Raw genomic sequence first — 14302 nt, 5'->3', positions numbered from 1 at the left:
GTTAGTTGCATAAGAAGGAAAAAATGCACTTTTAATTGAAAGGATTAAGGTCATTTCAATTAAAGGGGAGATTGGATTATGGAATTATCAAGGTCTCAATTATTTGCTTTAGAGTATATTTCAAAATATGCAGAGAACGAAAAACGTGAGGCGAAAGCAACAATTAATCATATACTTAACATGTGTAATATTACAGATGAAATATTTGAAGAAGCTGTGGCTAACTTAAAATCTCATGCAAGGATCGCTTTACACTTTCATCCAGACAGACTCGATTCGAGTATGAAAAGTGTTGCTGAAGCATTGTTTGAGCAAGGAATATATAAAAGTCAGTTTGAAACATTGCTATCTAACGGAAGCGTATCTGCTTATCCTGGCGGTGAACGTGACCTTTGGGAACAGAGAATATTTGGAGGAGCATATCAATTGGAAGGTGTAACGAATGATCAACGGCCAAAGTATGGGGCGCTAAATTTGATGTTACATCCAGATGGGCCGGCTCCGCGTTTTGGATCATGTTATTTTCTCTTATCTCCAAAAGTTTCTTCTCGCTCTACATATACGTATTTAGATTCGCATCAAGATCCAAAAGAAAAGGGGACTTATGAGGAGTTTGATATGATTTTAGCTGCTCTTTTGGAAGAGACATTCGTAAGAGAGTGTGCAATTGGTGAAGGGAATTTGACTCCAACAAGATTAGTTAATCATTTACTGGCTAACATGGAAAGGCCGTTTATAGATTTAGTAAGCAAAGAGCCAGCCCGTAATCTTAATCATTATATTGAAGCGCAAGTTCATGGAGAGATTTCTCTTAAAGAAGACGTGGAAGCTCTTGTTGTAGATCCTTCATTTAAGGGTACGGATGTAGGAAGAACTTTAGAAGAAATTTGCCTGAAGTATGCTATGGATTTGTATTGGCACACAGGTTTTGTACTTATGGTAGACGACGTTCCAATGAATTTTAGAGGTTCAAAAATGCCATCTTTAGCAAGACGCATTGCACGGAATCATTGTATCGATGCAAATATAATCGGTTCTGCTGTAGCGGATTTAAAACGCAATCCATTATCTTGGAGTGATCGTGGAACTTATGAAGAAGTGCTTCAAGAATTAAAATTATTATGGCATGTTTTAGTTCGATTTGGAAAACCAAATCGAAAGTAGAACGAAATACTCCGTTTTTGGGAAGTATCTATATAGAAAAGAAGCTGATCTAAAATTAGATCAGCTTCTTTGTATAAGATTAAACTAAGTTTAATACAGTTACTTTTTCACGTGTCATAGACTCAAGGCTCTTACGGATACCTTGTGCGCCCATACCTGAACCTTTTACACCGATGAATGGGAAGTGGTCAGGACCGCGCTCTGTGCGTCCGTTAATTTGAACAGAACCAGTTTCGATTTTGTTAGCAATTGCAAATGCTTTGTTAATGTCTTTAGTGAAGACACTTGCTTGCAGACCGAACTCTGATTTGTTAGCAATTTCAATTGCTTGCTCATCTGAAGAAACACGGATGATTGGAAGGATTGGGCCAAATGGCTCTTCCCAAGCAACTTTCATTTCTTCTGTTACGTGGTCGATTAATGTTGGATAAATTAAGTTACGCTCACGTTTATTACCGATAACGATTGTTGCACCTTTTTCCACAGCGTCGTCAACTAAACCTTGAACGAAGTCAGCAGATTTATCGTCGATTAATGGAACGATTGTGCTGTCTTGTTCTGGAGATCCAACTGATAGTTTAGCTACTTGCTCTTTTAATAAGCCAACAAGCTCGTCTGCTACGTTTTCGTGTACAAGTACACGTTTAATAGCTGTACAACGTTGACCAGAGTAAGAGAATGCACCGCTTACGATATGGTTTGCAGCATCTTGTAAGTCAGCATCTTCACGAACGATACCAGGGTCTTTACCACCAAGTTCTAATACAAGTGGAATCATTGAAGCTTTTTTCGCTAAATGTTTACCTGTGTTTGTACCACCTGTGAACGATACCATATTGATGCCTTCGTGTTCTACTAAGTAGTCACCAATTACAGAACCACGTCCTGTCGCTACGTTTACAAGACCTTTTGGAAGGCCAGCTTTATGAAGTGCTTCCACCATTTTAATACCGCTAATTGCACCTTGAGTTGCTGGTTTGAAAATAACAGCGTTACCCATAATTAATGCTGGTGCAAGTTTTGCAGCAGATAAGTTTACTGGGTAGTTAAATGGTGCGATTGCTAATACAACACCAAGTGGTGCGCGTTGGATAATCGCAAGTTTTGATTTTGTACCGCCCGGGAAGCTATCGCCCATCATGCTTTCTCCGTGCATATGTAAAGCTTCTTCGATCGTGTAACGAATGAAGTCAGCTGTACGAACAACTTCTTTCTTCGCATCTTTATATCCTTTACCGACTTCTTTCATAATGATATCGGCAATTTCATCTTGCATATTTACGAGCTCATCAGCCCATTTATATAAATACTTTGCGCGATCTTGTAGAGAAGCTTCCGCCCATGATTTTTGAGCTTCCTTTGCAGATGCAATTGCTTCATCTACTTCTCCGCGAGTAATTGCTTGTACTTGTCCAATTACTTCGTGTAAGTATGGAGATGGAATTTCGATTGTTTCTCCTGAAGAGCTTTCTCTCCATTCTCCATTTAAATAAAATTTGTACGTATTGCTAGTTGTCATGATTAGTCCTCCTAAAATAGCAACTTGTAAGAGTGAGTATAAGGTGATTGTATGGGGTTTGATAACATTTTTCAAATGAAATATTTGTGAAAACGATTTCTTATGAAGTTTTTATTTTGTATGCCCTTTCTTACAGAACATTCCCTTATTTCGAAATGATGGATCATATGTTTTTATTCAATTTGTAAAAAAAACAATTGACAGAATACTCAATAAAGTTATAAGATTATAAATGGAAAATAAATGAAGGGGGTGTGCGTAATGATTGTAATCGTAAATGTAATGGGTTTAGCTCTGTTAAATGGCAGAAAACATTTATATCATTACGCAACCCGTGCGGATATATAGGGCATTTTTGTCTTATAAAAAGCGTACGTTGCGTATATCGTAACGTACGCTTTTATGCATTTTTGTGCATATCGTCAAGCGGCGGTATGCTTTTTTTTGTTTATTTTCCATGTTACTAAATAAAACTTTGGAAGGTGGAAAAATGTGATGAGATTGTATGGGTTACGAAATGTAAATGTAATGGGTCTGGATAGCGGATAAAGAAATGAGAGATAAACGAGAACGAGAAGGGAGAGATTACATTGTTTTCAGTATTACTAAAGTTAAAGTGGTTTTTTAAAGAGCATTGGAAGAGATATAGTATCGCCATTGGAGCTCTTTTAATTGTGAATATAGTTGAAGTTATTCCCCCGAAAGTGTTAGGGGTTACGATAGATAATATAAAAACAGGAACGTTATCGAACGAAGCTATTATACAGTCTATTCTTATTTTAATTGGGGTTACGATAGTTGGATATGGCCTCACTTTCGTATGGCAACATCAATTGTTTGGCGGTGCATTCGTGCTTGAGAAAACGATGCGCTCTAAATTTATGGGGCATTTACTTAAGATGACGCCGACTTTTTATCAAAAAAATCGTACTGGTGATTTAATGGCGAGAGCGACAAATGATTTAAAAGCAATCGCTATGACAGCTGGTTTCGGTATATTAACGCTCGTTGATTCGAGTTTATATATGCTTACGATTGTCTTTATGATGGGATTTACAATTAGTTGGGAGCTTACATTTGCGGCACTTATACCGCTTCCAATTATGGCGTATGCGATGAATATATATGGAAAGAAATTGCATGAAAGATTTACAGTTGCGCAAGATGCGTTCGGTGATATGAATGATAAAGTACTTGAGTCAATCGCTGGTGTGCGCGTGATTCGTGCATACGTACAAGAAAATGCAGATCAGGAAAGATTTCATCAATTAGGAGATGACGTCTACGAAAAGAATATGAAAGTAGCTAGAATTGATGCACTATTCCAGCCAACTGTGAAAATGCTTGTCGGTCTTAGTTATTTAATTGGTTTAGTGTATGGCGCATATCTTGTATTTCAATCAAAGGTGACACTTGGTGAACTTGTTTCCTTTAACGTGTATTTAGGGATGATGATTTGGCCGATGTTTGCAATTGGTGAATTAATCAATGTCATGCAAAGAGGAAATGCGTCACTCGACCGTGTAAATGAAACGTTAGCGTATGAACCAGATGTAAAGGATCCGAAACATCCAAAGCTTGTACAAGAGCCGGATTATATTCAGTTTGATGATGTTACTTTTTCATATCCTTCATCAACTGAAACAAATTTAAAAAAGGTTTCGTTTACATTAAAACAAGGGGAAACGCTTGGGGTTGTTGGAAAAACAGGAAGCGGAAAAACGACGCTCGTACGTCAGCTTCTTCGCCAATATCCGCTTGGAGATGGAGATATTGCAGTCTCTGATGTGACATTAGATCAAATGACGAATGAAAATGTGCTTGGGTGGATTGGTTATGTACCGCAGGAACATATTTTATTCTCAAAAACAGCGAGGGAAAATATTTTATTCGGAAATAGGGAAGCGACTGAAGAGGAACTCGAGAAAGCGATTGAAATTGCAGCGTTTAAAAAAGACTTAGAGTTTTTACCAGAAGGGTTAGAAACGCTCGTCGGAGAGAAAGGTGTTTCTTTATCAGGAGGGCAAAAACAAAGGATTTCGATTGCACGAGCTGTTATTCAAAATCCGGAAATATTAATTTTAGATGATTCTTTATCAGCTGTTGATGCTCGTACGGAAGCAGCGATCATTGAAAATATAAGAACAGAGAGAAGCGGAAAGACGACGATTATTACGACGCACCGTTTATCTGCCGTACAACATGCGGATTGGATTCTCGTGATGGATGAAGGAAAAGTAATAGAAGAAGGTACGCATGATCAGCTTATTCAAAAGGGAGGCTGGTATGCGGAACAGTTTGAAAGACAACAGGGTGAAAGTGAAAGTGCGGATAGTGGGGTGAAAATATGAGCGTTTCAAAACGATTGTTTCAATACGCAATGAAAGTAAAAGGGACGATTTTTGCAGCGATGCTAATGTTATTTATTTTCGTCATCGCAGAGCTTGCTGGTCCTTTCGTCGCGAAAACGATGATTGACGATCATATCGTTGGAATAGAGAAGCCTTGGTATGAAACAGAAAAGAGTGAAGAGGCTGTTTCGTATAATGGCGCCTTTTATAAGCGAAGCGATCGCTTCCAGGAAGGTGAGAAAAAAGGAAAAGAAGTACGCGTGATGCAAGTCGGTTTTCAATATTACTTTGTACCGAATAAAGTAAATCTAGAAGGGTCACGGACTGTAAAAGGTGATATGATTACCGTTCAAAATGGTAAGGCGGTGCAAGTGTATAAAGCGAAAGCATTGACGAAAGAAGAAGTGTTTGCGTTTTATAAACCAGAAATAAACCGTCTATTATTACTTGGTGGTGGATACTTCGCTTTATTAGTAGTCGTTTCATTATTTGCATACGGAAAGCAGTTTTTCTTACAGAAGGCAGCGAACAAAATTATTCAAATTATGAGGGAAGATGTCTTTTCTCATATTCAAACGTTGCCGATTCGTTATTTCGATCATTTACCAGCAGGGAAAATTGTGTCGCGTGTGACGAATGATACAGAGGCCATTCGTGATTTATATGTAACGGTGCTGGCAACATTCGTTTCTAGTATCATCTATATTATTGGGATATTTGCTGCGCTATTTTTACTCGATGTAAAATTGGCGACGTTATGTTTACTCATCATCCCAATTTTAATTGTTTGGGCTATTTTATATAGAAAGTACGCGTCTGTATACAATCATAAAATGCGTTCGCGTTTATCTGATATTAACGGAACAGTGAATGAATCCATTCAAGGGATGCCAATTATTCAAGCGTTCCGTCAAGAGCGTGAAACGAAAAAAGAGTTTGAAGAATTAAATGGCGATTATTTTAAGTATCAAAATAAAATTTTAAATTTAAATGCAGCAACTTCTCATAATTTAGTAGCCGTATTAAGAAATATTGCTTTCACAGGAGTAATTTGGTATTTCGGCGGTGCTTCATTAAGTGCTACAGGCGTCATTTCTTTAGGAATACTATATGCGTTCGTTGATTATTTAACACGATTATTCTCACCGATTACAAATATGGTGAATCAGCTTGCTAACTTAGAACAATCGCGCGTTGCATCAGAACGTGTTTTTGAATTATTAGAGGAAAAAGGGGAAGCAATAGAAGAAGAACGTATACCTCGCTTACAAGGAAATGTGAAGTTTGATAATGTGTCGTTTTCTTATAATGGAAAAGATGAAGTGTTAAAAAATATTTCATTTGAAGCGAAACAAGGCGAGACAGTCGCACTTGTCGGTCATACTGGCTCAGGAAAAAGTTCCATTATGAATGTACTCTTTCAGTTTTACGAGTTTGAAAAAGGAAAGCTTACAATTGACGGTCATGACGTAAAAGAGATGCCGAAACAAGCAACTCGTGAACATATGGGAATTGTACTGCAAGATCCATTTTTATTTAGCGGAACAGTAGCATCTAATGTTAGTTTAGAAAATGAAAATATTTCAAAAGAGCGCATCGTAAAAGCATTGCGTGATGTAGGTGCTGAAAGATTTGCGAACAATATAAATGAAGAAATTACGGAGAAAGGAAGTACACTTTCAACCGGAGAACGTCAGCTTATATCGTTTGCTAGGGCGCTCGCTTTTGACCCAGCCATTTTAATTTTAGATGAAGCGACATCTAGTATCGATACAGAAACAGAGGCGATGATTCAACAAGCGCTAGAAGTTGTGAAAAAAGGAAGAACGACATTTATTATTGCCCACCGTCTTTCAACAATTAAAAGTGCAGATCAAATTATCGTGCTTGATAGAGGGACGATTTTAGAAAAAGGGTCTCATGATGAATTAATGAAAAAGCGCGGGCGTTATTACGATATGTACAAAACGCAAATGGAAGGGAATCAGAGCGCTTAATAGGTATGGGGAGGAACTTGTGATTTTCACAAGTTCTTTTTTTAGTGAATCACGGCAATTAAATAAGAAGTATTATTTTACCTTTCGTACAATAAATGCTATATTAAAAAATGTTACTTATTTTTTGTATGTAGCATTATTTTTCCTTTTTGTTTGATTATGAAGAAAAAGGATAAACTAAATAAGAACATTTTCATTGAAAAATTGTTCAAGATTGCATACAATCAATATAGTTTTTAAATTCCTATCAGAATACTTGGAGGATTACCATCATGAAGAAATTATTTTCAGTACTTGCAGTAACTACATTAGCGATCGGGATTGTAGCCGGCTGCGGTAAAGAAGAGAAAAAAGATACAGCTAGTCAAGACGCGTTACAAAAGATTAAACAAAGCGGTGAACTTGTAATTGGTACAGAAGGTACATACCCACCATTTACGTTCCACGATTCAAGCAATAAATTAACTGGATTTGACGTTGAACTATCAGAAGAAGTTGCAAAACGTTTAGGTGTAAAACCTGTATTTAAAGAAACGCAATGGGATAGCTTACTTGCTGGTTTAGATGCAAAACGTTTCGATATGGTTGCAAACGAAGTTGGTATTCGTGAAGATCGTCAAAAGAAATACGACTTCTCTAAACCATACATTTCATCTTCAGCGGCATTAGTTATCGCAAAAGATAAAGATAAACCTGCTACATTTGCTGATGTAAAAGGATTAAAAGGAGCACAATCTTTAACAAGTAACTATGCAGATATTGCTAAGAAAAACGGTGCAGAAATCGAAGGTGTAGAAGGATTTAGCCAAGCGGCAGAATTATTAGCTTCAGGACGCGTTGATTTTACAATTAATGATAAGTTATCAGTATTAAATTATTTAGAAACGAAAAAAGATGCAAAAATTAAAATTGTAGATACAGAAAAAGAAGCGTCACAAAGTGGATTCTTATTCCGTAAAGGTAGCACTAAGCTTGTACAAGAAGTAGATAAAGCGTTAGAAGATATGAAAAAAGACGGTACGTATGACAAAATAACGAAAAAATGGTTCGGTGAAAATGTATCTAAGTAGTGCATTGGTTTCAGATCGATTGTCTACTTGGGTAGATATTATGCAGTCTTCCTTCATGCCGATGCTGAAGGAAGCTGTTTTTACGACAATTCCATTAACGCTTATTACATTTATTATCGGTCTTATACTTGCGACGTTAACGGCGCTTGCACGTATTTCAGGTAGTCGTATTTTACAATGGATTGCTCGTATCTATGTATCTATCATTCGCGGAACGCCACTTCTTGTACAGTTATTTATCATTTTCTATGGTCTGCCAACTCTTAATATTGAAGTTGAGCCATATACAGCAGCAGTTGTTGGATTTTCATTAAATGTCGGTGCGTATGCATCTGAAATTATTCGTGCTTCTATCCTTTCCATTCCGAAAGGGCAGTGGGAAGCAGCTTACACAATTGGGATGACATATCCGCAAGCGTTAAAACGTGTTATTTTACCGCAAGCAACGCGCGTATCAATTCCGCCGCTTTCGAATACATTTATTAGCTTAGTGAAAGATACTTCATTAGCATCGTTAATTTTAGTAACAGAAATGTTCCGAAAAGCGCAGGAAATTGCGGCAATGAACTATGAGTTTTTAATTGTTTATTTTGAAGCAGGTCTTATTTATTGGGTTATTTGTTTCTTATTATCAATCGTACAACAGATGTTAGAAAAGCGTTCAGAACGCTATACATTAAAATAATCCTTTTACAAAAGGAGTTTTTGTTTTTATGATTTCAATTCAGCACTTACAAAAAAGTTTCGGAGATAATACCGTACTAAAGCATATAGATTTAACAGTTGAGAAGGGCGAGGTTGTTGTTATTATCGGGCCGTCTGGATCTGGTAAAACGACATTCCTGCGTTGCCTTAACGTATTAGAAACGCCAAACGCTGGTCATATTCGTATCGGTAATAAAGAGCTTAACTTCTCTCAAAAAGTAACGAAGAAAGATATTGTCAACCTTCGTACGCAAACAGGTATGGTATTCCAGCACCATAATCTATTCCCGCATTTAACAGCACTTCAAAATGTAATGGAAGGGCTCGTTACGGTGAAAAAGATGGGGAAAGAAGAAGCGAAGAAAAAAGCAAACTATTTCCTTGAAAAAGTGGGTCTAGCAGATAAAGTGGATTTATATCCGTTCCAATTATCAGGCGGACAACAACAGCGCGTTGGAATTGCTCGCGCGCTTGCAATGGAACCAGAAGTGTTACTATTTGATGAGCCGACGTCAGCGCTTGATCCTGAACTCGTTCAAGAAGTTCTGAAAGTAATGAAAGAACTTGCTAAAGAAGGTATGACGATGGTCATTGTAACGCACGAAATGCGTTTTGCACATCAAATTGCGAACCGTGTTATTTTCATGGATGGCGGTGTCGTTGTCGAACAAGGTACACCAGAAGAAGTATTTACAAATCCAAAAGAAGAACGTACGAAGAAGTTTTTACAAATGTTGCAATAAATGAAGGAAGGTCTCAAGGCATATGCCTTGAGACCTTTTTGCCATATATATTTATTTGTGGAATCCGCCAAGGCTTTGCTCAGCCATTGCAACTAGACGTTTTGTGATTTCGCCACCAACAGAACCGTTAGCACGAGCTGTAGAATCTGCTCCTAATTGTACACCAAATTCTTGAGCGATTTCGTACTTCATTTGGTCGATTGCAGCTGTTGCTCCTGGTACTACTAATTGATTTGAAGAATTTTGGTTTGCCATAGGAATATATCCTCCTTAGAGTTATAAAAATTTTTTTGGTTGGACTAGCTGGAGTTGAACCAGATTATCGCCCCGTTTGGCGCTAATCCATCGGTAATTAAGTTTGTACTCATAGTATGGATGTTACCTAGAAAGATATACGAAATAATAATTTGTAAATTTTGTAAAAAAATCTTAGTGATTTCGTAAATTATGAAATAAGAGTAATCGTTTTATTTTTTAGAAAGAAGGTAAAACTAAGAGCGATATGAAATATATTTTTCTTTTTGTATCCTGCTATTTTGAGGTAAATGTAAGTAAGAACGGGGCAAGACGCTCCTATACGTAGCTAGATACAATTATATGGAGGAATCGTGATGGGAATTTGCCCGCTTTGCAACGCATTAGAATCACAAACATATTCTTGTCAAAATTGCCAAAGTATACTCCAAGATTATGGGAAGGCTGTAGATTACATAGACGATTATAGTGCGTATATGGACCAAGAATTATTAAGTGCAGTAGATGGATTGACACATAATAATTCAAATGAATATTGCAATCATATTTTTTATTGCGGAGTATGTAACGTGGAAACAGAGTTTGTAGTAAAACTTGTGTAAATAGAAAACTTCCACCTTATGAATGAGGTGGAAGTTTTTGTTTTTGTATTTGTGAGTGAATCATAGGAGACGGAATATGCTCGTTGTTTGAGGAAGTCTCTGATTTTATTTGAGACATTTTTTCTTTTGTATCGCGCAAAGAGTGTTCAGTTAAGTAGATGGCATATTCGTAAAATAATTGGCGCGTTAGTTCACTTTGTTCTTTTAACTTGGCATCTTGGAATACAGTTCGCCCTGGTTTAGAGTTTGCTTCAAAGAGCCATGGGTTTTCCTGCGTGTCTAAACCGATATCAAAACCGATTTCTCCAATATTTCCGGTTACTTGTTCATCGAGCGCGTAACTAATTTGTAAGGCTGTATGTTTTAATTTATTTTCAATTTGAATTTGTTTCGTTGAATCAGGAAAAAGTTCTTGCAGCAATTTCGTATCGCCACCGCTATTTACATGCGTTGTTAAGCTACCTTTGCCAGCAATTTTTGCGACGATTGCACTGACCATCCATTGGCCGAAATGATTTTTATTTGTATGAATGCGGAAATCAACAGGCTGCCCATCGAAGCGTAGCAAGGAGATACCTTGTTGGACGATAAACTTTTTTAAATCATGTCCTTTTAACACATGGTTCAGAAGTGTTTCTAATGATTGGTACTTTCTTAGTTTATTTTCTTCATTTTCGCGATAACGACAGTAGTAGCAATTCTCTGTTTGGGAATAAAATATTTGATGAATGTTTCTACCGAAGCTACCATGAATCGGTTTCATATAAATGGATTTATACGTTCCGAGAAATCGTTCCACTTGTTCGAAGTGCTGAAATGTTTCTGTGTTTGGTAATAACGGCATAATGGATTCATCTTTCATAAGAAGTTGATGCACTTCCCATTTATTAAAAAAACCTGGGTTAAACCATGGAATCGCATAGTCATGCTCTAACTTTCTTTTTGCTCTTACGATCGGTTTATAATTTTCGGCTTTCCGATTTGGTAATCGATCGTAAATGACATTCGGTAAAGGGACTTTTTTCTTTATCCATTTTTCCTCTTGAAAGAAATACCCTTCAATTGTTTCGTCTTCCCAGTCTATATGTTGCACACCAAAAACGAATACAAATGGTCGTAAGGTGAATGGTGGCGTTAGTAACTCGCCAAGAGAAGTTGAACGGTTCCCTAAAGGATTAGAAGCGTCATCGTTAAAACCAGTCGTGAAAATCCCGATTAATGGTCCGAAAATAATCGTTTGGTTTTGTGTGAATGCATGGATAGTAGTGGAATGAGGCAGTAAAAGTTTCTCTGCAATTTGTTTTCCAATAATGATTTCGCGAGTAAAGGAATAATGAATTTTTACCTCTTCACTTGCAACATGGCGTAGGCCGAAGGAAAGGGATGTAATTGGTGGTGTGATGGAAAAAATATAAGGTAAAGTAATACTATTTGGATGTTCATCTGAAATATTTAACGTATATATGTGCTCTTTCAAAATAGACTTACCCCCTTTCTTTATGGTGTAAAGCGACTAAATTGTAATGGTCCGTGATATATTTTTTCGGCTAATGAATCACTATGGCGAATGTAATGTTCGTACGGGGGAATCGTGTTGACATACATAAGCCAAATTGCCCCTTTTTGATCCATAATAGTGGAAAGCTCTAGCTCGAATAATGAAGAATAAGATGCATCTAGCGTTTGAAACACTTCATTTATAATGTCTTGTAAAGCGTCTTGTAACAATTGTACACCGGTACTAGATAGTACGTATTTAATTTTTGAAAATGCATGCAGGGAGGAATCATCGGTTGCCGATAGTAAAAGTTGATTCGGAAATGAACTTTTTTGTATAAACTGACCGATAACGTTCCACTTCTGTTCTTTATTTTTTTGTAAAATGGTTCGAATATGGAGTGGGTATGTTAATTGATTTGGAGGTTGCAGCATTGTATGCGTGATGTAACGTGCTGATCGTATATGAGATTTGTACCAAGATATAAATTCATCAGTTCGTTTAATTGGAGTAGAAGTATGGTAAGCATCATTTATCGTATCAACATGAAACGTTTTATTTTTATAAACGACCCGGTACAAACTTTCATTGGAATGTGCGTTAGTAGGACGTATAATAATATCTTTTGTTTTTAATAACAGTTTGAAAACGTTGTGTATCGTTGCTATTTCAAATTTTGGTATATAAGGAGATAATTTTTTATTCGTGAGAAATACATCATGTAGTTCGCTTAAGTCAATGAGTGTGTTATTTAAAAAGGTAGTGGAAGCACGGTTGTGTAATGAGCGAATAATTGACTTTGCTTTTTCGACGTTTGTTTCCTCGTTAAAAGAAGAACGATCGTATATATAAGAAGGAATAGGGAATATTTGCTCTTTCCATTTTCCTGTATCTGTATCATAAATCAGACCAGAAATAAGATCTGTTTTAGGATCAATACCAAACGGCGTAAACTGGGCAACGACATTATGATAAAGCCGAGCGCGTTTAGCGATTTCGGTGTAATACGTTTGCTCATAATGAGGGTGAGAAGTTAAAATACCGAGAACCAACGAAATCACTCCTTTACTAACAAAATGTTGGCATAATAGGCGAAGCTATATATTGCAAATACGTTTTTATACCATTATACTTTTGTCCGTATGATGATATGCTATAGTTTTGGAGAAGCGAAAGGTTGATTGTAATGAATATATGGTTAAGTATGTTAACGACGACAGGGCTCGGAGCAATTATTGGAGGATTTACAAATCATTTAGCAATAAAAATGTTATTTCGTCCTCATCGCCCTATGTATATTGGGAAGTTTCAAGTGCCATTTACACCAGGATTAATTCCGAAGCGCCGCGATGAGCTTGCTGTTCAATTAGGGAAAATGGTTGTCGAACATTTGTTAACACCAGAAGGAATCGGCAAGAAGTTAACAAATGAAGAGTTTCAAAAAGGTTTAATCCACTGGGCACAAGTAGAAGTAGATAAAGTAATGGCGAATGAACAGTCACTGCGACACATGTTAGAAAAATGGGACGTAGCGCATGTAGAAAAAGAAGCAACTGAGAAAATCGAACAGGTGATTACAGAAAAGATTCAGGCATTTTTAGAAGAGTACTATACATATACATGGGAACAAGCTTTACCTCATTCTGTTCATGAAAAAATAGAGAATGCAATTCCAAATGTCTCGGCGTTTATTTTAAAGCGAGCAATTCATTTTTTTGAAAGTGAAGAAGGGAAATCTCGTCTTTCAAAAATGATTGATGATTTCTTTGCTTCTAGGGGGACATTGCTTAACTTAGTCGGAATGTTTTTAGGGAATGTAAGTGTAGTGGATCGTGTGCAGCCTGAGGTTATTAAGTTTTTAGGGCAAGATGGCACAAAGCAGCTTTTAACTGAAGTACTGCAAAAAGAGTGGGAAAAGTTAAAAGGAAGAGATGTAAAAGAATTAGAAACGTTTGTAGAAAAAGAAATGATTGTAAGCTCCATATTGTCTGCAGTTAAAGTGGAGGAAACAGTGAGCAAGTTTTTAAATCAATCTGTGCAGCAAGTATGTGAGCCAGTTCGAGAAACAATTATGGAAAAGGTAGTCCCAAGTGCAGTAACGAAAGGCTTGAAGTGGGGAGCAGAAAACGTAGCGAGTATACTAAATAATCTCCACTTGGCTGAAATTGTGCAGCAAGAAGTGTCCACATTTTCCACGGAGAGACTAGAAGATTTAGTGCTGTCCATTACAAAAAATGAACTGAAAATGATTACGTATTTAGGTGCCTTATTAGGCGGTATGATTGGAATTGTGCAAGGTTTATTACTGTTGTTTCTGAAATAATAAAATACGTACATACAAATAAAAGTGAAATTTCTTCACATCTCTTGCATAGTTTGATATGGTAAGAAGAGGTGC

Annotated in this window: 12 protein-coding genes; 8 read left to right on the top strand and 4 right to left on the bottom strand. The window is 36.9% G+C overall.

From position 1 onward, the window contains the following. The first annotated feature begins 78 nt into the window (after window positions 1-78). On the top strand, window positions 79-1164 hold the full coding sequence (locus BAQ46_RS01030) for a DUF3626 domain-containing protein (RefSeq protein WP_071741511.1): 1086 nt from the start codon (window positions 79-81) through the stop codon (window positions 1162-1164). A gap of 79 nt (window positions 1165-1243) precedes the next feature. On the opposite strand, the gene gapN is transcribed toward BAQ46_RS01030, so the two are convergent. Then, a complete protein-coding gene (gapN, locus tag BAQ46_RS01025) occupies window positions 1244-2683 on the bottom strand; it encodes an NADP-dependent glyceraldehyde-3-phosphate dehydrogenase (protein ID WP_000213631.1) in 1440 nt (479 codons plus the stop codon). A gap of 590 nt (window positions 2684-3273) precedes the next feature. On the opposite strand from gapN, the gene BAQ46_RS01005 reads away from it, so the two are divergent. The 5 genes from BAQ46_RS01005 (at window position 3274) to BAQ46_RS00980 (ending at window position 9549) form a co-directional block, all read left to right on the top strand. Further along, the gene (locus tag BAQ46_RS01005) at window positions 3274-5034 is read left to right on the top strand and encodes an ABC transporter ATP-binding protein (protein ID WP_071741510.1); all 1761 of its coding nucleotides are present in this window, start codon (window positions 3274-3276) and stop codon (window positions 5032-5034) included. Further along, window positions 5031-7031 carry an ABC transporter ATP-binding protein gene (locus tag BAQ46_RS01000; protein ID WP_071741509.1) on the top strand — a complete coding sequence of 667 codons (2001 nt, stop codon included), beginning with the start codon at window positions 5031-5033 and terminating at the stop codon, window positions 7029-7031. The genes BAQ46_RS01005 and BAQ46_RS01000 overlap by 4 nt, the downstream gene beginning before the upstream one ends. A 272-nt stretch (window positions 7032-7303) precedes the next feature. Further along, a complete protein-coding gene (locus BAQ46_RS00990) occupies window positions 7304-8101 on the top strand; it encodes an amino acid ABC transporter substrate-binding protein (RefSeq protein WP_061131389.1) in 798 nt (265 codons plus the stop codon). Then, window positions 8088-8786, top strand: a complete 699-nt coding sequence (locus BAQ46_RS00985; RefSeq protein ID WP_000281503.1) for an amino acid ABC transporter permease — start codon at window positions 8088-8090, stop codon at window positions 8784-8786. Before BAQ46_RS00990 ends, BAQ46_RS00985 begins: the two co-directional genes overlap by 14 nt. 28 nt (window positions 8787-8814) lie before the next feature. Beyond that, window positions 8815-9549 (top strand): amino acid ABC transporter ATP-binding protein, encoded by a 735-nt coding sequence (locus BAQ46_RS00980; RefSeq protein ID WP_000623602.1) that lies wholly within the window; start codon window positions 8815-8817, stop codon window positions 9547-9549. Window positions 9550-9600: 51 nt separating this feature from the next. On the opposite strand, the gene sasP is transcribed toward BAQ46_RS00980, so the two are convergent. Next, the gene (gene sasP, locus BAQ46_RS00975) at window positions 9601-9804 is read right to left on the bottom strand and encodes a small acid-soluble spore protein, SasP family (RefSeq protein WP_000013338.1); all 204 of its coding nucleotides are present in this window, start codon (window positions 9802-9804) and stop codon (window positions 9601-9603) included. A gap of 356 nt (window positions 9805-10160) precedes the next feature. Between sasP and BAQ46_RS00970 the strand changes: the two genes are divergently transcribed. Further along, window positions 10161-10406, top strand: coding sequence for a hypothetical protein (locus BAQ46_RS00970; protein ID WP_000510467.1), 246 nt, complete (start codon window positions 10161-10163; stop codon window positions 10404-10406). A 16-nt stretch (window positions 10407-10422) separates the two neighbouring features. Here BAQ46_RS00970 and BAQ46_RS00965 read toward each other — a convergent pair whose 3' ends face one another. Further along, complete coding sequence (locus BAQ46_RS00965; RefSeq protein WP_071741508.1) at window positions 10423-11883, bottom strand: YheC/YheD family endospore coat-associated protein; 1461 nt, start codon at window positions 11881-11883, stop codon at window positions 10423-10425. A 20-nt stretch (window positions 11884-11903) separates the two neighbouring features. Beyond that, window positions 11904-12956 carry a YheC/YheD family protein gene (locus BAQ46_RS00960; protein ID WP_000242707.1) on the bottom strand — a complete coding sequence of 351 codons (1053 nt, stop codon included), beginning with the start codon at window positions 12954-12956 and terminating at the stop codon, window positions 11904-11906. 134 nt (window positions 12957-13090) lie between these two features. Here BAQ46_RS00960 and BAQ46_RS00955 point away from each other — a divergent pair, with 134 nt between their 5' ends. Next, on the top strand, window positions 13091-14227 hold the full coding sequence (locus BAQ46_RS00955) for a DUF445 domain-containing protein (protein ID WP_116777217.1): 1137 nt from the start codon (window positions 13091-13093) through the stop codon (window positions 14225-14227). The last annotated feature ends 75 nt before the right edge of the window (window positions 14228-14302 follow it).

It is taken from the genome of Bacillus paranthracis (genome assembly GCF_001883995.1).
Classification (GTDB): domain Bacteria; phylum Bacillota; class Bacilli; order Bacillales; family Bacillaceae_G; genus Bacillus_A; species Bacillus_A paranthracis.
Note: the sequence above shows the minus strand (reverse complement) of the source record. Positions and strands in the feature narration are given on the sequence as shown.

What these genes read in the sequence shown, in the direction of transcription:
- BAQ46_RS00990 (WP_061131389.1), top strand. Translation starts at nt 7,304, where the DNA reads ATGAAGAAATTATTTTCAGTACTTGCAGTAACTACATTAGCGATCGGG.
- BAQ46_RS00980 (WP_000623602.1), top strand. Translation starts at nt 8,815, where the DNA reads ATGATTTCAATTCAGCACTTACAAAAAAGTTTCGGAGATAATACCGTA.
- BAQ46_RS01030 (WP_071741511.1), top strand. Translation starts at nt 79, where the DNA reads ATGGAATTATCAAGGTCTCAATTATTTGCTTTAGAGTATATTTCAAAA.
- BAQ46_RS00970 (WP_000510467.1), top strand. Translation starts at nt 10,161, where the DNA reads ATGGGAATTTGCCCGCTTTGCAACGCATTAGAATCACAAACATATTCT.
- gapN (WP_000213631.1), bottom strand. Translation starts at nt 2,683, where the DNA reads ATGACAACTAGCAATACGTACAAATTTTATTTAAATGGAGAATGGAGA.
- BAQ46_RS00985 (WP_000281503.1), top strand. Translation starts at nt 8,088, where the DNA reads ATGTATCTAAGTAGTGCATTGGTTTCAGATCGATTGTCTACTTGGGTA.
- BAQ46_RS00955 (WP_116777217.1), top strand. Translation starts at nt 13,091, where the DNA reads ATGAATATATGGTTAAGTATGTTAACGACGACAGGGCTCGGAGCAATT.
- BAQ46_RS01000 (WP_071741509.1), top strand. Translation starts at nt 5,031, where the DNA reads ATGAGCGTTTCAAAACGATTGTTTCAATACGCAATGAAAGTAAAAGGG.
- sasP (WP_000013338.1), bottom strand. Translation starts at nt 9,804, where the DNA reads ATGGCAAACCAAAATTCTTCAAATCAATTAGTAGTACCAGGAGCAACA.